15 protein-coding genes are annotated in these 23,749 nt (G+C 46.2%); 10 read left to right on the top strand and 5 right to left on the bottom strand.

What is annotated here, in order from left to right; translation table 11 throughout:
* Positions 1-17 precede the first annotated feature (17 nt).
* The 3 genes from A9237_RS14080 to A9237_RS14090 form a co-directional block, all read right to left on the bottom strand.
* Positions 18-3,110, bottom strand: a complete 3,093-nt coding sequence (locus A9237_RS14080) for a beta-galactosidase (RefSeq protein WP_078608407.1) — start codon at positions 3,108-3,110, stop codon at positions 18-20.
* 90 nt (positions 3,111-3,200) lie between these two features.
* Complete coding sequence (locus A9237_RS14085; RefSeq protein ID WP_078608408.1) at positions 3,201-4,076, bottom strand: MalM family protein; 876 nt, start codon at positions 4,074-4,076, stop codon at positions 3,201-3,203.
* Between the two features lie 69 nt (positions 4,077-4,145).
* Entirely contained in the window at positions 4,146-5,387 is a 1,242-nt protein-coding gene (locus A9237_RS14090) for a carbohydrate porin (RefSeq protein WP_078608409.1), read from the bottom strand.
* Positions 5,388-6,226: 839 nt separating this feature from the next.
* Here A9237_RS14090 and A9237_RS14100 point away from each other — a divergent pair.
* The 3 genes from A9237_RS14100 to A9237_RS14110 all read left to right on the top strand — a co-directional run bounded on the left by A9237_RS14100 (position 6,227) and on the right by A9237_RS14110 (position 13,426).
* Positions 6,227-8,344, top strand: a complete 2,118-nt coding sequence (locus A9237_RS14100; protein WP_078608411.1) for an alpha-galactosidase — start codon at positions 6,227-6,229, stop codon at positions 8,342-8,344.
* Between the two features lie 395 nt (positions 8,345-8,739).
* Positions 8,740-10,113, top strand: coding sequence for a melibiose:sodium transporter MelB (gene melB / locus A9237_RS14105; protein WP_005438913.1), 1,374 nt, complete (start codon positions 8,740-8,742; stop codon positions 10,111-10,113).
* Positions 10,114-10,291: 178 nt separating this feature from the next.
* Entirely contained in the window at positions 10,292-13,426 is a 3,135-nt protein-coding gene (locus A9237_RS14110; protein ID WP_078608412.1) for an HD domain-containing phosphohydrolase, read from the top strand.
* 66 nt (positions 13,427-13,492) lie between these two features.
* Here the strand turns inward: A9237_RS14110 and A9237_RS14115 are convergent, their stop codons facing one another.
* Positions 13,493-14,398, bottom strand: coding sequence for a LysR family transcriptional regulator (locus tag A9237_RS14115; RefSeq protein ID WP_005438909.1), 906 nt, complete (start codon positions 14,396-14,398; stop codon positions 13,493-13,495).
* Positions 14,399-14,537: 139 nt separating this feature from the next.
* On the opposite strand from A9237_RS14115, the gene A9237_RS14120 reads away from it, so the two are divergent.
* The 3 genes from A9237_RS14120 (at position 14,538) to A9237_RS14130 (ending at position 17,618) form a co-directional block, all read left to right on the top strand.
* A complete protein-coding gene (locus A9237_RS14120) occupies positions 14,538-14,936 on the top strand; it encodes a hypothetical protein (RefSeq protein WP_005438907.1) in 399 nt (132 codons plus the stop codon).
* Between the two features lie 61 nt (positions 14,937-14,997).
* Positions 14,998-17,109: a protein-disulfide reductase DsbD family protein gene (locus A9237_RS14125; protein ID WP_078608413.1), complete on the top strand. Its 2,112-nt coding sequence runs from the start codon at positions 14,998-15,000 to the stop codon at positions 17,107-17,109.
* Entirely contained in the window at positions 17,106-17,618 is a 513-nt protein-coding gene (locus A9237_RS14130; protein ID WP_038885079.1) for a protein disulfide oxidoreductase, read from the top strand. Before A9237_RS14125 ends, A9237_RS14130 begins: the two co-directional genes overlap by 4 nt.
* 104 nt (positions 17,619-17,722) lie before the next feature.
* Here A9237_RS14130 and A9237_RS14135 read toward each other — a convergent pair whose 3' ends face one another.
* Entirely contained in the window at positions 17,723-19,393 is a 1,671-nt protein-coding gene (locus A9237_RS14135) for a zinc ribbon domain-containing protein (protein WP_078608414.1), read from the bottom strand.
* Between the two features lie 343 nt (positions 19,394-19,736).
* Here A9237_RS14135 and A9237_RS14140 point away from each other — a divergent pair, with 343 nt between their 5' ends.
* From A9237_RS14140 to A9237_RS14155, 4 genes are read left to right on the top strand one after another with little or no spacing between them, the layout of a single operon-like run.
* A complete protein-coding gene (locus A9237_RS14140) occupies positions 19,737-20,672 on the top strand; it encodes a hypothetical protein (protein WP_153303225.1) in 936 nt (311 codons plus the stop codon).
* Positions 20,662-23,211, top strand: a complete 2,550-nt coding sequence (locus tag A9237_RS14145; protein ID WP_078608416.1) for a hypothetical protein — start codon at positions 20,662-20,664, stop codon at positions 23,209-23,211. Before A9237_RS14140 ends, A9237_RS14145 begins: the two co-directional genes overlap by 11 nt.
* Positions 23,208-23,393, top strand: coding sequence for a hypothetical protein (locus A9237_RS14150; RefSeq protein ID WP_078608417.1), 186 nt, complete (start codon positions 23,208-23,210; stop codon positions 23,391-23,393). The genes A9237_RS14145 and A9237_RS14150 overlap by 4 nt, the downstream gene beginning before the upstream one ends.
* Positions 23,393-23,728 carry a hypothetical protein gene (locus A9237_RS14155; protein WP_078608418.1) on the top strand — a complete coding sequence of 112 codons (336 nt, stop codon included), beginning with the start codon at positions 23,393-23,395 and terminating at the stop codon, positions 23,726-23,728. Before A9237_RS14150 ends, A9237_RS14155 begins: the two co-directional genes overlap by 1 nt.
* The last annotated feature ends 21 nt before the right edge of the window (positions 23,729-23,749 follow it).

The following is a 23,749-nucleotide window of genomic DNA, read 5'->3' on the forward strand; positions in this document are numbered from 1 at the left end:
TTTAGGGTATCAATCGATTACTGAGCGGGTTTAAACGTCACTTTGTAAGCGTATTGATTGTCCGTTAACTGGAATTCCTTGTGCACACTTGGGCTCCAAGAGTCATCACCGCCAACGCCCATGTGTTTATGATCTAGGCGCACGTAAATCTTCTCTTCTGCGACCAAATCATTGGTGTGTTTCGCTGCTGCTAAGTGCTGCTGAGCGTACTGACTCACACTGAACTGGAAGTCACCCGAGATTTCTAACTCATTCACCTTCAACCATTGCGTACCACAGCGCAGACCGCTGTCGGTTGGGAAAATGTATGGTGTGTGCATTTGCTCAAGTGTTTGTGTGTGCTGGCCGAAGCGCGCCGCTGCCAAACGGTCTGGGTAGTTTTCAAACGGACCTAAGCCTTGCCATGTGATCGGAGCGTTTTGCTCGTTCAATGGCAGTTCAAGTTCCAAACCGATGCGTGGCATTGGTGGTAAATCATCAGCCAGCTTCACGTCGACAGCCAATGCCATCTCACCGTTGTTGCTCAGGGTGTGCGTCCAAGTCGTGATCGCCTGTACTTCACCATTAAAGTGGTAAGCGAACGTCGAAGTCACTTTCACTGCGTGCGCTAAGGTTTCACTGTGGCAAGCGACACATTGGCGCTCCCACTGGCCGATACCCGCCATGTCCCAACGACACATCCAAGCGTTTGGATCGACGTTGTCGATTTCGCTTACACCGATGTCGTTATCCAGTGGCGCACGGAAGAAGTTATCTTGTGGTGCTGCAAGCATTTGTGCTTCACCATCGACACGCCAATCGGTCATCAAGCCAGTTTGGCTATCCCAACGCCATTGATGTTTTTCATCCACGCTAGACACCAAAATGGCATTGTCTTGCTGCGTTAGCATTGGCGCCGGTTGCGTTTCCAATGTAGGTAGAACAAGGCCTGCTGTATTGCGTAGTGACATTTGCTCAGAAGCAACGACGTGTTCTGCGTCTGCCCAAGGCGTTGCAGCAATCAAAGTAATGTCGGTATTTAAGTGATATTGCGCTTCCGCTTTCGGCGTGAAGTTAAGGGCAATCTCAATACTTGCTTGGCTGTCGGCTTCTACGTTAAACGCCAATGAACCCGTTTGGATGACTTTGCCATCTTCCAACAGAGACCAGTTCAATTGCTCGTTATCGGTCGCGCGGAACAAGTTCTCGTTAGTCACTAACAGTGTACAAGCGTCTTTGGTTTGCTCTTGCAGTGACACGGTGATCATGCGTTGGCAGTATTTTGCTTCTTCCAACGTTGGATGAACCGTGCGATCTGGGAAGATCAAACCGTTGATGCAGAACTGACGGTCATTGATTTCATCACCAAAGTCGCCACCGTAAGCCCAGAAGTGTTGGCCGTTTTTATCCCATTGGCTCAAGCCTTGATCGACCCAATCCCAAATAAAGCCACCTTGTAGGCGAGGGTAATCGCGGAACGTATCCCAGTAGTCATTAAAGCTACCCAGACTGTTGCCCATTGCGTGTGCGTATTCACACAAAATCAGAGGACGTGTTTCGTTTGGTAACGACACCCATTTCTTGATTGCCCATTTAGGCACGGCTTCGTCTTCAATGACCGTATTCACACGCGCGTACATTGGCGCAATGATGTCGGTTGCTGTGGTGTTTGAACCGCCGCCTTCGTATTGCACTGGGCGAGAAGGATCGTAGTTTTTAGACCAAGCGTACATCGCATTGTGGTTGCTGCCGTGACCGGATTCGTTACCTAAAGACCAGATGATGATCGAAGGGTGGTTCTTATCGCGCATCACCATTTGGGTGTAGCGGCTCATGTAAGCGTGTGCCCATTGTGGATCGCTCGATAGGCGGTTCATTGGCTGCATGCCATGCGTTTCGATGTTTGCTTCATCACACACGTACAAGCCGTATTGGTCACACAGTTCGTACCAACGAGGGTGGTTCGGGTAGTGCGCCGTACGTACCGCATTGAAGTTGTATTGTTTCATCAAGCAGATGTCGCGGATCATGTCTTCTTCCGTCATCACATGACCAAGCTCTGGGTGATGTTCGTGACGGTTCACGCCGCGGATCAGCAAAGGCTTACCGTTTAGCTTCAATTGGCCATCGGTGATTTCGACTTTACGGAAGCCCACATGGTACGCTTCGCTTTCTAAGTGCGTGCCATTTTCATCCAACAGTGAAACGACTAAGCGGTAAAGGTTCGGTGTTTCCGCCGTCCATTTCTTTGGTTCGCATACGTGCAATGTTTGGAATACCACGTCATCCCACGTGCCACGTTCGTCAATGCGACGGTTGTGCGGACGGTCGATGCGTGGCTCTGTCACGGCTTGTTCGCCATCAAACAGCTGCACTTGAATTTGGTAGGTGTCAGGCGCAGAAATCGAAGTCACAACCGACAGTGAACCATCGCGGTAACACGCGTCTAAATCCGGTGTGATGAACACATCTTCAATGCAGTGTTGTGGTTTAGATAGCAAAGTCACGTCGCGGAAGATACCACTTAGCCACCACATATCTTGGTCTTCTAGGTAACTGCCATCACTCCAACGAATCACCATGACGGCTAGGCTGTTGTCACCCGCAACAAGGTAAGGTGTTAGGTCGAATTCGGAAGGCAGGCGGCTATCTTGGCTGTAGCCAACCCAAGTGCCGTTACACCAAAGGTGGAAAGCCGAGTTCACGCCATCAAAGATAATGCGCTGCGTATTGGCTAAATCTTCTGTTGAAAGTGACACGGTAGTGCGGTAGCAACCCGTTGGGTTATCACTTGGTACAAACGGCGGGTTTACTTCGAATGGGTATTTCACGTTGGCGTAGATAGGCTTGTCGTAACCTTGCATTTGCCAGTTTGAAGGGACAGTAATCTCATCCCAGTCTTTGTCATTGAATTGTGACTCGATGAACTCGCCGTCAACTTGCTCTGGCGTATCAAACAGTTTGAATTTCCATTGTCCGTTCAGCGATTGGCGCTGGGCTTGAATACCGTCGCGGGCATGGTCAATATCGCGGAAACTGGAAAGAGGGCTGTGAGCCTTAAGACAGTGAATGTTCACTGATTGCGGGTTTTCCCAGTCGCGTCTTTGGAGAATTTCTGAAAATGCCTTCATGGTTTTCCTACTTAACTTTTTGTTTCTAATCTTGTTTCGCTACGGAGTTTGAGCCCGTAGCGAGAGTGTCTTTGGTCTTGTTGTGAAGCGTTATTTCGCTAATTGCTTCACGAGATAATCTTTTGCTTGGGTAAAGCCTTGCTCAGCTGCTTGGTTGGCAATCGCCGCAGCTTGTTTTACGTCGTTGTCTTTGAGCGCTGCATCGATTTGAGATTGGTACAACGTCCATTCATCTTGTGCTTCAGGTGATGCGGCAGGGGTTAACTCTGCTTTTGCGGTGTCGTTGGTTTGTGTGCCCAATTCCGCCAAAAGCGTTAATACCGCGTTGTTGTCGGAGGCGCTCGCCGTAACATCAATAACGCCAAAAGGTTGGAACTGAGCAGTGAGCGGAAGCTGTTTACTGCCAATGACGTTTTGTGTTTCTGCGTAAACTTCTTCTGGGTGCTTACGAGTCAATTCGGTGCCAAGCAGTGTCGAATCTGAAGCGATGACTACGTATTTCGCGCCATTAAGTTGTGGGTTTACCGTGATCACCTGTTCAACACGCTCTAGGCCACGCATGCCCGTTGTGTGGTAGTTAAAGTCTTTTGCTGAGTAATCGGATAGAAGCTGCCACTTCGCGTCATAAATAAGAACGTTCGCAGCAAATAACGCATTGTTATCAACATAAGAGCGAACAAGTAGCGAGAATGGAGCGTCAGAAGTGATTTGATAGCTCATCACCGGCAGCGGTTTGGATGAAGCAGAATCTGAAGAAAGTAAAACCGCACTGCTAACACTTGGCAGATTTGCATCTATAACCACCTGCTGGTGGAAAGGAATCGATAGGGCGGTCAGAGGCAAAGCATCTAACGTTGAGCAACATTGTGGTTGGCTCAAATCGGTATTGAAGGTTTGCTCTGGTAATCCACTGCACGCGCCAAGAGACAGAGCCATGAATAGAGTTGCTAGCGGTTTTAGTTTCATCTGCGTTGTCCTTTGTGGGGTGAGCGTATTACTCACCCCGTTGGGTTCATAAATAGTAGCGGGTTTGGATTACCACCATGTTTCGACGTTAAAGCCAAAGGTGATTTCGTCGACGTTTTGTCCACCAGTGCTGCGAGCATGGCCGTAGACTTCGCCGCCACGGTTCCACTCATCGGTTTTCTCTGAGTAGGTCGCGAACAAGCGCAGTGATGGACGAGCCCAAACGCCTTTGCCTGCTTGGAACATTTGCGCCACCGTCACTTTGTACATGTCGTTAGTGCCAGCGCCGTTTTGTGCTTCTACTGATTCGTAGCCAACTTCAAGTGCGGTTGCCATGTATTCTGTCCAGCTGTACTGAGGGCGAGCGCCCACGCTGAACCATTTCTCACCTTCGTTGTTATCCAGTTTTTTGTCTTGGTAAGCGATGGAGTACATCACTTGGAAATCTTCATTCACGTTAAGATCGCCAGAGTTGAAAATACGCCAGCTGTAACCATCGTGCTCAACGCCTGTGTTGTATTTACGGTTTGAGCCGCCTTCAGCACTCATCAAGCCGCCCGCAAGCGCATCTGTACCGTATTGGAAAGCGAATGTGTTTGAACCATAGTTCCAAGCTTGACGGTAAAGTGCAGAAAGCATGGCGCCAGAAGTGGTGATGTCACTTTCGTCATAGCTAGAGTTTTGCGTGAACACATAGTTCAAACCGACCGTAAGATCTGCGCTGTCGCTCAGTTCAATGCCGCTTAAACGTGCGTCAATGTTGTGTAAGCTGCGGCCATCCGCGCTAGAGTTTGGCGCCATCCATGCGATGTGACCTTTAGCAAAGCCAAGATCCCAGTTTTCAATACCGATACCTGTGCTCGATGTGTCCCAGTATTTAATGTCGATCATGTGCACTTCATGACGGCGGTAAAAACGTTCGCCCGCCCAAACGGTGGCATCCGCTTGGCCTTCAAACAGACCATGACCTGCCGACCACATTTGGATCAAGCTAACGTCCCCCCAGCTTTCGCCGCTACCAAGGTAAAGCGTGGTATCAAAGTACGCGTCGCCTTGTTGCCAAACGTCGGCTTTGAGGCCCGCTTCCCACCAGTTCAGTTCGTTACCCAAACGGTAGTTACCGTAACCTTGACCAGCACGAATCACATCGTTGCGTTCACCTTTGCCACCATTGTGTTCATCGTTATCGGTGTAAATGTTGCCCCACTTGGCGTAGCCGAAGTAAGTGATGTTCTCCACTGCAGCCATACCAGCAAGCGGTGCTAGGGCGAGGGTTAACCCAAGCGCTCTTACAAGCGTCTTTTGTTTCATGAAGTGTCTCCATTCTATTTTTTATGGATTTATTTTTTATTGGTTTGAGTCCTAACTCGCTGCGCAGTGTAAATAAACTCTGGAAACGTTTTCATGATGAGGTTGGCATTTTTGTCGTAATGAGGGGTTTATTACTATTTTGTGTGATTGCGATCTCTTAAATAGAGCTTTTAAGTGCGATTTTAGATTGATTTCTAACCGCTAAAGTTGGAATCGTTTACTTTGGTTGGGCTGTGTTTGGGTTTGGATAATGGGGTCGATGTTATTTAAGATGATGATTTAAATTGGATTTTTTCTAAGAAAAGGAAGTTGTTAGGAAGAAGAGGAAAGAGAGCCCAATTGAAATCAACTGGGCATGTGAGACAAGGAAGCATATACAACAAGTGGTTCGCGGGCGCACTGCACACGAGCATTTGCGGTATCGTCAAACTGGGATTTTGAGTTAGGACCCAAGAGAGACACTTCATAAAGAATCTCGAAGCCTCAAGAATACGGTTGTCGGTTAACCACTTCAAGAGGTGAGGAGTTCAACTGAGCGGTCTGTAACCTTATTTATGATTTTGTTGTTGTAAGGTAATGAATTAAATAACGAAAAATTCTTTATAAATCAGTTTAGTATTCGAATTTACGTGCTGTACTTTAAAGAGCTCAGTTACCAAAGAATCTGAGGTTTGAGGAGCTGATCGCTGCGTAATATAAGAAGGAATAAGGCGTAGCGGGCGATGGCACAAGTTTGAAAATTTAACTGTAAACGTTTCCATGATTTTGGTGTGGCTCACAGATTCTTTTGTTTTTTTCATTATGATGCAGCGTAATTTCCAGTTTCAAGGTAAGACAAGATGACGGACAAAACACTGATTGAGCTAACCGGTCAGCAAACTCAATTGATTGTAGAGTTGGGCGAATATGCAGAGATTCTGTATTGGGGACAAAAAGTAAGTGGTGACCTTAGTGGTTTCCGCATGGCTTTACATCGTCCCGTGCCATACGGTCGTTTGGACAGCGACGTATCCATGACTCTACACCCAGAGCTTGGTCGTGGCGTTTTCAGCAGCCCAGGTGTGGAAGGGCATCGCGATGGTCAAGATTGGGCTCCAGTGTTTGTCATCTCCCATATTGAACAACAGCAAGACAGTATTGTGATTGAGAGCGAAGATGCGATCGCAGGTCTTCGTTTACAAACCGAACTTAAGCTTGATAGCAACGATGTGGTGAAAACGCGTCATACGCTCACCAACAAAAAAGCAGGCGTTTATCATGTGAACCGTCTTGCCAATACGTTGCCTTTACCAGCTCGTGCGAATGAGTTAATGACTTATTACGGACGCTGGGTTCATGAGTTCCAAACGGTGCGCCAGCCATTGCTGCAAGGCGGCTATCAACAAGAAAACCGTCGTGGACGTACCTCTCATGAGCACTATCCTGCGCTTGTTGCCGGTACGACTCACTTTGATGAAATGAATGGTGACGTGTGGGGCTTCCATTTCGCATGGAGTGGCAACCACAGATTGCGCGTAGACGTGAAAGCTGATGGCCGCCGTTACATGCAAGCTGAAGTTATTTACCTGCCTGGTGAAGTGGCGCTAAAAGAAGGTGAGAGCATTACAACGCCTTGGCTGTACGCGAGCCACAGTAATTGTGGTTTGAATGGCATGAGTCATCACTTCCACTCTCATGTACGCGAAATGATTTTGCCGAGTGATTTCACAGACAAACCTCGCCCAATCCACCTCAATACGTGGGAAGGTATCTACTTCGACCACGATCCTGAATACATCATGTCGATGGCAACTCAGTCCGCAGAGATGGGTGTTGAACGCTTTATCATTGATGATGGCTGGTTCAAAGGGCGTAACGGTGACAAAGCAGGGTTAGGGGATTGGTTTCTGTGTGAAGCCAAATACCCAAATGGCTTGCATCCGATTGTGGAACACGTAAATAAATTGGGCATGGAATTTGGCTTGTGGTTTGAGCCAGAGATGATCAACAAAGATTCCGAATTGTTCCGTACGCATCCTGATTGGTTGCTGGCTGTAAACGGTTACGATCAGCCAACCGGTCGCAACCAATACGTGATTAACCTACAAAACGATGATGCGTTTAACTTCTTGTTTGAGCGATTGGATCATTTCCTCTCGACTTACAACATTGCTTACATCAAGTGGGATATGAACCGTGAAGTCGTTCAGCCAGCGCACTTAGGTCAGGCTGCGGCACACAATCAAACTCAACGTTACTATCAGTTAGTCGATAAAGTTCGTGAAAAGCACCCGAAAGTCGAGATTGAATCTTGTGCAGCCGGCGGTGGTCGTATTGATTTTGAGGTTCTGAAACGTACGCATCGATTCTGGGCTTCAGACAATAACGATGCACTTGAGCGTCAAACCATTCAACGCGGTATGAGCTACTTCTTCCCGCCAGAAGTGATGGGCAGCCACATTGGTGCGAGCCACTGTCATAGTACGCGCCGTCGTCACAGCATCGAGTTCCGTGGGCTTACAGCACTGTTCGGTCACATGGGGATTGAGCTTGACCCAGTGAAAGAAGAACAAGCAGAAAAAGAAGGCTTTGAGCGCTACATCAAGCTGCACAAGATGCTGCGCCCATTGCTACACAGCGGAAGAACTTGGCGAATCCCAACGGACGATAAAGCGCATCAAATTCATGCGGTTGTTTCAAACGATCAATCGGAAGCGGTGGTGATGATCGCTCAGCTCGCGATGCCAACGAACTCTTTAAGTGGGCATTTGCGCGTACCGGGCTTGGATCCACAAGCAACATATCGAGTGACGGTATTGGATAAACCGTCTAACTACGATGACATCGTGAATTATCAACCGCCTTGGACTGAATCGGGTTGTGAGCTATCTGGTGCATGGTGTGAAGAGGTTGGCCTGACTATGCCAATCCTGGATGCAGAAAGTGCCATGTTGGTGAAGTTCGAACGTATCCATTGAGCTATATCTGTTTAGAACCTTGCCTATTTAGAATCATAGCTATTTAGACGATTTCATCGTTTCTCATTGGTTTTCTATCGCCGTACAAACATCAGGTTTGTACGGCTTTTTGCGTTGGTTTTAAATGGCCGTTTTGAAATCGTTATCATGCTTAATGAGCGTAAAGTGTTGATAAAATGGCGTAAATAACACGATCTCCTCGCATTAATAGGTCTAAATATTGTTCGATGTCTCATTTTGAAAACTTGCCTGTAAACGTTTCCATAAAGCGGTTTTTGATCACAGTAAGGCATTCAGTGTGTGAGTAGCATTAGCATCGAAATATAAATAAAAGACGTCGACGTTATGAATTCTAGTTAGGGGAATGAATAGCAGTACGACACTAAGGAACTATTATGTCTGATAAAATTACGCTACAAACCAAGCTGTCCTACGGTCTTGGCGCACTCGGTAAAGACTTTGCCTGTGCACCTATCTACATCTTCTTAATGTTCTACTTCACTGACGTTGCCGGCTTGTCTGCTGCTTTCGTTGGTACCATCTTTTTAGCGGCTCGTATTATTGATGCGATTACTGACCCAATGATGGGTGTGATCGTGGACAACACGCGCTCAAAATTCGGTAAATTCCGCCCTTGGATTGTGATTGGTACGTTATTAAACGCAGTAGTACTGGTTGGCCTTTTCAGTACTCACATGTTTGAAGGTACTACGCTTTACATCTACGCAGCAGCGGCATACATCCTTTGGGGTCTAACGTACACCATTATGGATATCCCTTACTGGTCAATGATTCCAGCGCTATCAAGCTCTCGCCAAGAACGTGAAAAGCTGGTGGTATGGCCACGTCTGTTCGCGAGCCTTGCATGGTTCATTACTGGTACTTACGGTCTGCACATCGTGGGCGAGCTAGGTAACGGCAACCAAGGCGACGGTTTCTTCAATGTTGCGATGCTGATTGCGGTTCTGTTTGTAATGAGTGCATTCTTGATTGCTCGTAACGTAAAAGAGAAAGCAGCACCAGCTAACGCAAAACCAGCAGAGAAATTCAGCTTCAAAGACGTTTTGACTATCATCGGTAAAAACGACCAGCTTAAAGCGCTAATCGGCACGGTTCTGTCTTTCCAAATTGCGAACCTATTGGTTGGTGGCTTTGCGATTTACTACTTCTCTTACGCACTGGGCAACGCAGAACTATTCCCAGTTTACATGGCGGTTGCAGGTGCAGCAGAAGTAGCGGGCGTGTTCTTGTTCCCTCGTATCGCTTCTCTACTACCACGTAAGCTTCTATGGCCTATCGCTTGTGGCTTCCCAATTCTATCTTGTGTACTTCTACTATTGATGGGCTTCATCGCTCCAGCTAACGCGCTAATGATTGGTATGGCGGGTGCGGCAATTAAATTCGGTGTGGGTATCGCGAACGCGCTGCAAACTGTAATGCTGGCTGACGTTGTGGACTACGGTGAGCACAAAACAGGTCGTCGTAGCGAGAGCGTTATCTTCTCAGTACAAACCATGCTTGTGAAATTCGCAGGCGCAGCAGGTGGCTTCATCGTGGGTGTTGGTCTGTCTGTTGTGGGTTACGTACCAAACGTGGAGCAATCAGCAAGCACCATTATGGGCTTAGAATTTATGATGATTGGTCTACCTGCAATCATGATGACCATCAGTGGCGTGATTTACCAACGTTACTACCATTTACATGAAGGCTTCAACAAAGAAGAAGCTGAGCAACAAACTCAAGTTGAAAGCGTACCAGCACAAGCGTAATCGTTACGTTTTCACTTAAGTACCCCAACTCAATTTAGTCACTAAGATAAAGCGCCTCCAGATGGAGGCGTTTTTGTTTGCTTCGATAAAGTTTTTTGATTGGCTGAAATTCAATTTTTAGACAATAATTTCAGTTGGTTAAAGGATTAAGGCGCTTGGATTACTCCAAGATAAAACGATGAAAAAACGTAAACGCATTTCGTTAAGGACAGTGCTAGGGTTGATGTTTGTCTTCTGTACCCTAGTGACAGTAGGTGTGGCGATAGTTTTGCAATACCACTTTGCAAGAAAAACTGAGCTGCAACACACCCTCACTCGATATCAAGCCATCGCGACAGGGGTATCGAGTCATCTCTCCAATCTACAAAATTTAGCAGAGAACGTGACACGAAGTGGCGCACAACTGGTGTCGCTCATTGGGGTAGATACGCCCGAAGAGAGCATCATCATCCCTCTGTCTAAATTGCTGGTAAGAGAACCTAGCATTCACAGTATTTTTGTTGCCAAAGCGAACAATGACTTCTTCCAACTGATCAACCTTTCTTCAGAAGAAATACGTTCTCGTGTGGAAGCGCAACCCGGCGATAAATGGTTGTTGGTCGTTCATAGTGGCGTGAAGCGAGATCGTCGTAAGGTGAGTATTTACTACGATGAAAACTTCGTATCACGCCATGCTTCAGACGAGTTCAGTAACTTCATCCCGACTCAGCGTAGCTGGTTTGAAAATGCCGATTACGATGATACTTACAACACCTCTCCGTATCTGTTTAACACGCTAAAAGTCTCAGGGGAAACCTTCTCCATTAAGGTGCCTGAATCCGATACCGTGGTGGGGGTGGACATTCTTCTCTCCTCGCTTGAGGCTCAACTCACCAACCGTTTTATCGAAAACAAGCAAGCGTCAGAAGCGGAAGCATTTATCTACCAAGCGAACGGTCGATTGATTGCGACCAACAAGATGATCGACATCGAAGAGCGCTTGCCCTTGGTTTCACCGGTGAATTTAACGGATGAGCAGCGAGCGCTGGTAGCACAAACGCCAGAGTTGAAAGTGTCGAACCAAAATAACTGGGCGCCGGTTGATTACACCGTTGGCGGTCGCCCAAACGGCTTCTCAATTGATCTGTTTAAGATGATTTCGGAAATGACCGGCTTAAAGTTTAAGTTTGTGAACGGTCGAAGTTGGAATGAGCTCGTCAACGACTTTAAAAATGGCAATATCGATATTCTTCAATCGATTGCCGACCAAGATGACCTTTCGAGCATCGGTGTAGTGGGTGAGCCTCTTTATCACGCAAAGTTTGCGTTACTCACCACAGAAGAGAACAAGCACATCAATACCTTAGAGCAAGTGAAGAACGAAAGAATTGGCTTGCTAAAAGGGTGGAGCATTCAAGATGATTTGTTAGAAGCTTACCCGCAAATGACCATCGTCAATTACGCTTCTTTGCACGATGCGATCGACGGGGTATTGAATGGAGACATCGTCGCTGTGCTCGACATTCGCCAAATATTGGTCAACAAAATACGCGAAACATTTCGTCAGAACTTAGCCATCACTTTGGTTAAAGATTCCAACCTCTCCAACGCGTTTTACTACTTGGCGAATGAGGAGCAAAGACCTCTAGTTGAGATCATTAACCGCGCCATTGATGCGATTACGCCAGAGCAAAGAAAAGAGCTGCGCGAAAAATGGTTTGAGGGTAAGGCAGCACTGTCGACTTATACCTTTGCGCCATACGAAGAATTGGTCAAATTTGCCAAAGATCCTGAGTTCATCAACTCGGTTCAACTGGTGGAGATCAATGGAAAAGACAAGTATGTTTTCGTCTCCAAACTCACTCATAAGGAAGAGCGTTACTTTGCTGTTGTGATTCCACAAGCTTACGTCATGTCTGGCGTAAATGAAGTGACGCTGTATGCTGTGGGCGCATCTTTGTTTGTTCTTGCGTTGTTGATTCCCGTGGCATGGGAGATGGCGAAACCAATCTCTCAGCCAATCAATATGTTGAGAAAGCAAGTCAGATTTGTACGCGATCGCGAATACGACAAAGTGCAGCGTGTTCACTCTCGTATTGAAGAGATTCACCAACTTGGTCTTTCAGTGATGCGAGGCAGTAATTCGCTTAAGCAGTTTGAACAAAGACAAAATGAGTTCTTTGAATCTGTCATTCAGCTTATCGCACGCGCGATCGATGAAAAGTCGCCGTACACGGCAGGGCACTGTAACCGCGTGCCGGAGATTGCTTTGATGTTGGCGGAAGAGGCCGAGAAATCAGATCAAGGGGCGTTTGAGTCGTTCGCTTTTGAAAGCGATGAAGAGCGTCGTGAGTTCCGCATCGCAGCTTGGCTTCATGATTGTGGCAAGATTGCGACGCCTGAGTATGTGGTTGATAAGGGCAGTAAGCTAGAAACCAACTACAACCGCATTCACGAAGTTCGCATGCGATTCGAAGTACTGTGGCGAGATGCGCAGATTCAATATCTACTCAAAAAGCTAAAAACTATGGGTGTCGATGAGCAACCCGAGCAAGCACTGGAACAAGAATTTGCGGCGCTGAAAGAAGAGTTCGAATTTGTCGCCAATGCGAACGTGGGGGCGGAGTTTATGTCGGATCAAGACATCGAACGCCTACACAAGTTGGCCGAGAAAGAGTGGACACGTTACTTCGATTGTGGACTTGGTTTATCGCCATTAGAAGAAACGCGTTATCAACCACAACCAACGCCGGCAACGGAGAAGCTGCTTTCTGATCGTCCTGAGCATGTGATTGAGCGTGAACAGCCGTTTGATCTCGACCCTGAGTTTGGCATCAATATGACGGTGCCAGAAAAGCTCTACAATCATGGTGAACTGTATAATTTGGCCGTGCAGCGCGGTACGTTGTCAGCAGAAGAGCGCTTTAAGATTAATGAGCACATGATCAGCGGAATCAAGATGCTCGAAAGCATACCGTTCCCACCCGAACTTGAGCGCGTTCCTCGCTACGCTACTACGCACCACGAGGCGATGGAAGGCTTTGGTTATCCGAGAGGTTTGATGGGAGAGGAATTATCGATCCCTGAACGCATTCTGGCGGTAGCGGATATTTTCGAAGCGTTAACCGCGGCTGATCGACCGTACAAGAAAGCCAAATCCTTGAGTGAGGCAATCAGTATTATGTCGAAAATGGCACTCGGTGGGCACATTGATAAAGACGTATTTAAGCTGCTGCTAACCAGTGGCACTTATCTAAGTTACGCCAAGCGCTATCTGCCAGATGAGCTGATCGATGATGTCGATATTGAGGGCTATATAGAGAAGCTATCTTAGCCTTCATCAAGTTTTCATAATGTGCGTAAGCGCTTCGGTTCTTACGCACTTTTTTATGCGCCAAACTTAAACATCAAAGTCTTGTTCAAATTTCGTTTTGACGAAGTCGATGAAGGTACGAAGACGTTTAGGTTGGTAGCGATCACGATGGAAAATGGCGGATAGCGGCACAGACGGGATCTCCCATTCCGGCATCACTTTAACCAATTGGCCTTGCTCGACTTCCTCGTCACAGTAACTCAATGGTACACGAATAATTCCGTTACCGTGTAGTGCGCCCATCACAAGTGCGCGGCCGTTCTTGCAACGCAGATTACCTTTCACTATCACATCACTGTGTTCTTTCGGGTTAGCAACGTTGCGGTAACTCCAACGAGTGACTGAGCCCGTTAGCGTGCGATGTTTGGCTAACTCTTTTGGAGTGACCGGCTCGCCATAAGTCTTCAAGTATCTCGGGCTTGCTAGCGTCACCATATCAATCATCATTAGCTTGCGCGCAACAAAGCCTGCGTCTTCCAACTCGCCCATGCGAATCGCTACATCGAACTGATCTTCAATCAAATCAATGCGTGGTGAAGAGAAGTCGAGATCGACCGTAATGTTCGGATATTCCAACATGAACTCATTGACGTATTTGGCAATGATGTCTTCACCGATATAACCACCCACGCAGTTTACGCGAATCAAACCGCGCACTTCTTGAGTGTCGTCGACCGCGGCGATCAACGCTTGGTCTATATCGTGCAGTGCCTTCTCACATTCTTGGTAGAAACGCTCTCCGGCATGAGTCAGGCGCAGAGTCCTTGTCGTACGGGTCAGCAAGGTCACGCCCATTTGCGCTTCAAGCCCACTGATTTGGCGAGACACATGAGAACGAGACACCGAAAGGGCTTCTGCCGCTTTGGTGAAGTTACCCAGTTGAGCGATCAAAACGAACGAGCGAATATCAGCAAGATTAACTTTATTGAGCATGTTGAATTATTTACGGAAACGGTAGTCATAAGACTATCATAATTAGTTACCAATGAGAGCGACGCAAAAAATCATACCACTTGAGGTTTATGCTAACTTGCGTATGATTTCCGGCGTTTCCACATTTATCGAAGTTAGAATGCATTCATCCACCTCACAATCTGCTGCGTCACGACAACAGGGCAAATGGCTCCTAGCGTTAATTGGCTGGGTGATCGTGGTGTGTCTGATGAAAAACTCTGGCTTGATGTTCAGTTGTGCAATGCAATATGACGCGAGCTCTACTTCTGCGGTCGTTGGCGATGAAGTCAAAATCGTAAAAGCAGAGAGCGGGCACAAATCTGGCAAATGTGAGTTGTCTGAAAAGCTGATTCAATTTGCTCAGCAACAACTGGAAACCTTGGTCGTTGTTTTGTTTGTTGGCATTCTCGCGCTTGTCGTGTGGCGCTGTTGTGCGTTCGCCAGCAAAAGGCAATGGACCGAACCGATAGCCCGAAAGTATCGAGTCCATCTCACCTTGTGTGTATTCCGTGAATGACAAGTGATTTCTGACGAGTTTCGTCAGCGATTTTCTACACTTGTTTTAACTAGGAATAACTATGAACCACATGAAAAAAACGACTCAAGCCGCTTTGATGCTCATCATGACGTTGGCACTGAGCATATTCTCACTGTTTGCCCAAGCACAAACGACGGACACAGGTTGGCTGACCAACCCTCAGCACCCACCTGTGCAGACACGCTTTGTCTTAACCGGACAACAAGATCCGAATACCAACACCATCACAGGTTACCTTGATGTCAAACTGACCGGTGACTGGAAAACCTATTGGCGTTCGCCAGGTGAGGGCGGTGTTGCACCTTCCATTGATTGGGAAAAATCACAAAACCTGACCAAAGTGGATTGGCAATGGCCGTACCCACAGAAATACGAACTGCTTGGCATCGAGACGCTAGGCTACAAAGGTGACACTGTCTTCCCAATGACGCTGCACGTCGAAGACATGAACAAGCCAGTGACGATTGATGCGACGCTGACGCTGTCTTCATGTACAACGATTTGTGTCCTGACGGATTACCACATTCAACTGTCTTTCCTACCTTCCGATCTACAAGTCGATGAAGATGTGATGTTCACTTACGCGCAAGCGGTAAGCGGTGTGCCTCAAGCTTCACCATTTGTTGAAGTGACAGAAGCGAACTGGGATGCAAACCAATCTAAGCTACAAATCAAATTGACTAACTCACAAGGTTGGCAAAAACCAGAAGTGTTGGTTGATGGCGTCGACGAAGCAACCAGCGATTACAGCTTCAAATTAGAAGGGCTGCATCAAGAGGGCAACACGCTTACCGCCAACTACCTAGTCAATACTTGGTTGGGTGACGTAGAGCTGGATAACCAATCGGTTTATGTCTCAATCAAAGACAACAACTTACTGGCGCAAGAAACCGCGCAAGCCAAAGCGGGTGTTATTACTGAAGCCTTGCCAAGTACATCGCTGGTGAACATTTTCTTGTTCGCGTTACTCGGTGGTTTGATTCTCAACATCATGCCTTGTGTATTGCCAGTTCTCGGCATGAAGTTAAGCAGCATCGTAGCGGCACAAGGCGTTGAGCGTCGTCAAATTCGCACTCAGTTCGTGGCTTCTTCGCTTGGTATTCTGACGTCGTTTTGGTTACTGGCTGGCTTTATCTTAGTGCTGAAGCTCACCGGTAACGCCATCGGCTGGGGCGTTCAATTCCAAAGCCCTTGGTTCTTAGGTCTAATGCTGTTGGTGACCGGATTGTTTGGTGCCAACATGCTTGGTTTATTTGAAATTCGCTTGTCTTCGGGGACGAACACTTGGCTAGCTTCAAAAGGGGATAACTCACTGCTTGGGCATTATGTTCAAGGTATGTTCGCGACTCTGCTAGCAACGCCTTGTTCTGCACCTTTCCTAGGCACTGCGGTGGCGTTTGCACTGGGTGCAGACGTGGTGACTCTGTTTGCTATCTTCACTGCGTTAGCTCTGGGCATGGCACTGCCTTGGATCTTAGTGGCTATCTTCCCGGGGATTGCACTCAAGCTACCAAAGCCAGGCCAATGGATGAATGTCGTGAAAATCGTCTTCGGCATCATGATGTTGGCAACCAGTGCGTGGTTGTTGTCATTGATGGCGAATCACTTGCCGGTATTTTGGGTCATTCTGATTGGTCTAGTTGCCTTCATCGTTATCATGGCGCGTGTTAAGCGTATTTATGGCAATAAAGCGTTGGCGATTTCTGGCACGGTTTCGTTGATTCTGATTGCTGGTGGTCTGGTACTAGGCAGTGTGACTGCAAATCATTGGGCGACGCCATTGCCAGAAGATTTGGCTTGGGAAAAACTGTCAAACGAAGCGATTGCCGACCACGTGAAGAATGGCCGTGTGGTGTTCGTCGATGTGACGGCAGATTGGTGTGTGACTTGTAAAGCCAACAAGATCGGCGTGATCTGGCAAGATCCGGTTTACTCACTGTTGCAAAGTCCGAACGTGGCGACACTGAAAGGCGATTGGACACATCCGAATGGCTCAGTGACCGATTTCTTGCGTGCGCACGGTCGCTTTGGTGTGCCATTTAACATCGTGTATGGCCCAGCAGCACCAGAGGGGATTCCTCTGCCAGTGATCCTGACTGACGATGTAGTGGTGAAAGCAATCGAACAAGCAAGTGGAGGCGCGATTAAGTGAACACAGTAAAAAAGCGCAAGTCGCTCAAATACTGGCTCAGTCAAGCGCTACAACTTGTCCTTATGGTGACCGTGATTTCGGTCGCCATGGATTGGTATCGCACCAAAGACATCCCTAAAGAGCAAGCGCCGCCTCTGAGTGCGATCATGGCCGATGGTGAATTTGTCGATGTGATTGCCAAAAGCCACGAAGAACCCGTCGTGGTGTACTTTTGGGCAACGTGGTGTCCGGCATGCAAGTTTGTTAGCCCAAGCGTGAGTTGGTTAAGCGATTACTATGAAGTGGTTGCGGTATCTGGCGCGTCTGGCCCGCAAGAACGGGTGCAAAAGTTCATGCAGTCTAAAGACTACCAGTTCGATAACATCAACGATCCGAAAAGCGCCATCATGCAAGAATGGAGCATCAGCGTGACCCCGACCATCTATGTGTTAAAAGATGGAGAAGTGAGCTCAATTACCACAGGCGTCACAACGCCAATGGGCATTCTGGCAAGGATCTGGATGGCCTAAATCAATGCGTAGCACGTCGACTTTTTTCACGCTTTTACAATGACATAAGTGTGCAGGTGAGTATGGCGTGCTACGTTTTTTAATTTGGCTAGTGCAATTTAAAGTTACTTTAGTTTTGTAAGGTAGGCCAACAGTTCTTTCTTGTTGTCACGAACTCGGTATAGAGTGTCCATAATTGGCTGAATCAAATCACTCGCATTTTGGTTATTGGCTTTGTCCATATTGCGAGACTTGAGCGCGACGCCAACCATAAATAACCCAAACAGGCCTGCACCTAATTCTAGGGTTTGGGTTTGGTAGATGAGTGCCCCACATCCTACCGCGACTAATAGCACCAAAAACTTTGACAGCAAGCTTGTTTCACCGTAATCATGTATTGATTCAGGCATTTCCCAACGGCCTTTACTGATGTTGTAGTAGTACTCACTATACGTTCGATACCTATCATTTTTCTGGCGACGGGAGTAGCCGATCAATAGATAGTCACCTACTTCAGTATGCGCCATTAAAGACTCCGGTAATCGTTGTTCAAAAACCTCCCCGGCGTCGTCTTCTACGGTGACTTTTCCCGTAAGTTTAGAATCGCGAACACGATGGGTAGTGGTTTTCGTGTCGTAAAAACCGTGTTTATCACGAATCGTGTAGGTTTCAGTGTAAGTCACGTCGCTCACATCGGTATTCATATGACGGTCTGTGACCTGAACCATATAGCACCAAGCGCTACCATCAAATTTCTTATTTGGACTTAGAGCATGACGGTATATGAATTTTTGTTGGTGAGACTGATAAAACTCTTTCATTTTATCTAGGCGCATCTCACGAATACTTTTTTTAGATATCTCTATGGGTTGAGGCTCATCTACAAGCAGTTGCGATTCTGTGGTTTCATTCATACAAGCGATAGAATCAAATTCATTCTCTGATGTCCGCTGCAGAGTTTGATGGGGAGCTTGACTTGTTCCGCATTTAGGGCAGTACTGAAGGTCTAATTGAATGCGGTGATCGCAAGCCCCGCAAAAAATATCATCATCGTGATTTGTGCGTTCAATCTTATGAAAACCTAGCTGGTATTTACTTATCTCTAAAATTTTTGCCAAGGTTGCGGTAATGCTCTCTTTGCGACTGTTTATTTTTTGGTAAATCGTGACATCTCGGTTATATCCCATCCACCCTAAGGTGGCGATCACAATACTACTTATAAGAATAGCGCTCGCGCCCATCTCCATTAAACCACCAACCACTATCGCTGCAATAAATGCAAACATTAAGCTTAAGCTAATATACTGTCCCGCATTGGGCTTAGTGACATCATAGTGATTGGTCAGGGTAGATACCTGCCCATCATCATTGTGAAGAATGACGCCAGAAGCGAGCAAGTTATTAGTCACAATCCCTTTTGCTGCATCGTCTAATAGGTAGTGTAGATTAATGCCAGTTGGCTCAAGCAAACTGATGACAGTACCATTTTTTAGATTGTTGAACGCTGTGTTTTCAGCGTCGATGCTGATCTGTTTGATCTCACCATCAGCATTTTCTAGGGTAATCCACCAATAAGAATAGGTAATATTGCCGCCTTTATTACGACGCTTGTAATAGAAACTGTTTTTTAGACGACCTGTAAAGGTTTTGGCTTCCGGGCAAGATTGAATAAGATCATCGAGTAGGTATGGTTCGATATCCGTTAACGTGAGCAACTTTTTGCTTTCCTCAACTTCCTCGCCGCATTGAGTGCAAAATTTATCCTGAAGATACAGGCCGTTACCGCAATGGTGCATTGGTCATCCTTACTATGAGCCGAAATAAACTGGCGCAGATTAGCCGAATAAAAAATATTTGATGAAACAATCTAGTATTTAGCTTATGAATTTGTGATTCACTTCAATAATGTTTAGTCACATATCCTGTAATGATTTTAATTGTTAAAATTATGTATTGCTAAAGGCGTAAAGTTTCGCCAACTAAAGTGGATTGGTTGTATATTGAGCGAGTGAAAAAATAAAAGTGAACAATGTGCTCTTAATCAATTAATGGCATAAAAAATAATGTAGAATTCGCCGATTTTTTTGAAATTGGAACATAAAGCTCAAAATGAAACGGAATATATGTTGGATTGTACTGTTGTTAGTATTAGCCGGTTGCTCTAGTCCTCCACCTATCCCTTATGTTGCTCCTACTTTGTTACTCACGCCCCATTTACCAGATTATGCTGATGAGTCAGAAAAGAATAGGGATTTGCAAGATGCACTTGTGCAACGCGGCTTAGTGCTCGATCGCCTTGGTCGAATTGTACCTTTGGACGAGGGTAGTTGCCGTTACCCGATAGCGACTCGTACTGCTTTGCTCAAAGATCTTAAACAGCAGCAATCTTCTTCGTTTGGTTACACTCTTGTCTCCTTAAAAAAACAAGGTGATGATTACTTCTTTTTCCCAAACGATAGTCATTCACAAACACTTGAATCTTTAACCCTCTCTTTTGATGGTGTTTTGTTTGATTTGACAAATATTGATAAGGGAACTTTAGTTCGAGATTGGACAACTCATTTCGCTTACCTTGACCAAACATTGTTGGTTACTGGGGAGCAACATAAGCTTTTAAAGAAAAAGCACCTGTCGTTTACTCCAAGGAATATTTTGATTGTGACTGGTCAACGTGCTTCTGCCGTAGGCGAATTGTCGATGCAATTTGTAAACGCGATAGATACGACTCACTTTTTAGTGCTCACGCACGGTGATGTTTTACGAAGCTGCCAAGCGCTGACTCAAGGTACGATGATCAGTACACCTACCGAACCCTACAGCCGAGAAAGTATCAAATCTCAGGTAAAACTTGTTTCATTGTTGCCAGCTGATGCGGATTTTAATCAACTTAAGCAGCAACAGTCTTTACTCTCAACTGGGCGCTACCTAACCTATCGAGGTGATGTTGCGACTTTTATTGACCGATGCTCAGCAGGACAGGGCCAAAGTAATCAAGCGTTGTGCCATTCCCAAGCTGACGATAGCAGTGCGCGTAAAAAGAAAGTGATCGTATTTGGAGGCAAACATGGTGCCTAACCAAAACGTGACTGCAACGAAACCCAATAAGGGTTCCATTCCTATTTTGTTGCTGCTTTTTATCATGCTACCAGGCCTACTAGCTTATATGTGGGTTGAGGTGTCGTTGAATACTGTACTTGTTCAGCTTTATGCATCAGGCCTAGAAACGTTAGTGGGCGAATATGCAGAGTTGGCTGAACATGTTGAGTTGATTGGTCGTATCGTCAGTGGATTTGGTTTGGCGTTAGCGGTCGCAACTGCAATTCCAAAACACATGCTTGCGTTAAATATCGCGCCATTTGTAGGAGCTTTCAGTCGTCGCTTTGTGGTGTTTATATTGCTTTGGATCGTGTCGGTACCTGCGCTGCGCATCACGGTCGATCAGTTGGTCATCTCGACATCTCCAGAAACTAAGCTAGCGGCGGTGCGATCACTCTTATTTAAAGAAGTCTTAGATCGCCAAATGGTGGTTTTTGATCGTGCAGAGGCAATGAACTCGATCGTTGCCGATGATGAGCGTCGTAAGCTTCTCGTTGCGTTGCTGCCATCATTGGCTTTGATGTCTACTGCTGTTGATAGCACGATTGCAGCTCAGACCGAAAATATGATGGTTACGTTAATGGAGCGCGACCAGGAAGCGTATTTTAATAGCAAAATTTTTCCACGCTATAAGCAAGCACGGGCAGAATACGATAAAGAGCTAAAACACTATTTGGTAACCCAAAAAGCGATCGCAAAAATTCGCCAGAACTATACTGGGCCAAGTGCGTTTAAGCGTGAGTTTGGTGAGTTGCAACGTAAAATTGATGCGCAATTGGCTCAAGAATGGCTCACTTATCAGCAAGGTTTTGATAATGAGGCGGAATTTGTTGAACCCTTAGTCAAACGATATGTAGAAGTTTATCGTGGGCAAGTCCAACGCTTACGTGCGAAAAGCTGCGATTCTAATTGTATCGATGCATTACGCCAACAGTGGCATGACTATATGCAAAGCGAAATAGATTCGGGCCGAATAGCAGGTCTGCGTCTATTGAGTTTAGATGATGAGCCTTGGTTATATCATAAGTATTTAGCAGGTATTACACGTTCATTTACAGCCAAGCTGCAAGATGCCCGAATTGCTTATCTGGAGCATCGATACCCGTTTGACGATGATCTAGAGCAACATGAATTTGTCGCCCAAGCGGCAATTAAGCAAATCGTGGTGCAAATCGCTCGAGAGCAAGGGTACAAAGTGTCGGCAACGTGGTCACGCACTGACTCAACGCCGATTCGCCGTTCGTTGCAAGAACGTGCTCGTGTGGAAATTGATAAAACATGGCGTCAATATCAAGCCACTAGCCAACTAAAACTTAGCAATCGAAATATGGATAAGATCGATATTGCTAAGCACAGTAGCACGCGGGCGATGTTCAAGCAGATCTTAAAAGAGCATTACTATAGTAGCTACCAACATACGACAGGGCGTGAACAGCTATTTAAACGTTGGGTAGCATCACTAGATAACGCTAACTTCGTGCGTATGTTAACCGATGCAACGGCACAATCGGCTTTTGCACCTGGTGGCATGTTCTATCAAATAGGCAGTGATGCGGTTCGTTTATCATTCATCCCTCCAGTGGCGATTACAGCGAGTTTGTTTGCTATCTTCTCCTTGCTTTTCCAGTTTGGTCGTGCGAGTTATCAAAGCAACCGTGTGATAGGCGTCAGTTATTTTAGTGTGATTGGTATCGGGGTTGCCTTAATAGGTACTGTTGGAATTAATCATAGAAACTCATACGCAATGGCGATGAATGAGTTTATTGAACAGACGGTAGTACAGACTGCTGAACTGAGCTTGTTGGATAAAGCGACAGCCACATTATTGGGTAGCATCATCGATATTGAAGAGTGGTTATTGCATGTAACTGGTGGTCAAGGGTTAACTGCATTATCAAGTTTGATTGATACACAGGCACAGAGTGAGCGACCTAGCAAGATTTACCGTACTTTCGAACAGACTCAACGGCTTGATCAGGTGGCACGAGATTTAGTTGTTATATCAGGCCAAGTCGAGGTCCCTTACGACTTTAACGTCGCTGTCATTAAGCGCGATGAAAGGATGGGATTTTATGCTGGTTTGAATTATGGCAGCGATGGTCAGTTAGAGGAAGTTGCATTGCCAAATATCTTGGCCAGTAAAGAGGTGGGCTATCTGTTGGATCAGAAATGGTTCCTCAAACCAAATCCAGCCCAAGACGCTTTGTTGCTATTGCAAAACTATGACTCAATGGAAGGTTGGAAAGAGATTAAGCAGATGGGCCGAGTGTCCATACGTGAACTTCTTGAACAGCGAGCATTGACCGTAATGCAGCAATCGAATAGCCCTCAAATAAAGCGTATTCATAATACGGATAGAGAGCGCTATAACAGTTTGATTTTTGTCCAGCGTGGTAATGGGAGTGTTTATGAGTGTTTTCAGATGCCACCATTAACCATTGAAAATTTGTTGCAGATCTCTCGCCAACAAGAAATTGAAGGCCAGAGCCGATTTAAATGTAGAGGGGATCTGTTTTGATTACAAAATTGAAACACGCCATTAAGTCTCACCGCTGGTTGATCATTTCAGCATTAGTGGCTTATGCGGCAGCGACGGGCTTGGTGCAGTATCAATCCCACTTACAAGATCAAACATTGCAGGAACTTCAGCGCACTGCAGAACGAATTAAATTTAAATTGAAATTAGTAGGCATGGAATAATGAGTGAGCAAGCAATATCTGAGCAATTGGTTGGTGAGAATGAAAGCAAGTCGGGTTGGTTATCGATTGATAAGTTGGTTGTGATTATTACAGCGGCCTCTACGCTGTACTTTATGCATGCGGAACATCGCGAAAATATAAAAAATATTCAGCGCACGACACAAGTTTTGCAGAAGTATGAACGCCAACTTGATCTCGCTATTAGTGCAGATAAAAACGTGCTCGATGCTTATCAAGCAAACTTAAAAAAAGTAATGGGTTCGCTAGATCGAGAACAAAAGTTGTTGCTTGAACAACTTGTTTCCATAGACAACCAGACTTCGTTGAAAAAGTAATTACCCTTCAAGAACAAACAT

The organism is Vibrio owensii, from assembly GCF_002021755.1.
Lineage (GTDB): Bacteria > Pseudomonadota > Gammaproteobacteria > Enterobacterales > Vibrionaceae > Vibrio > Vibrio owensii.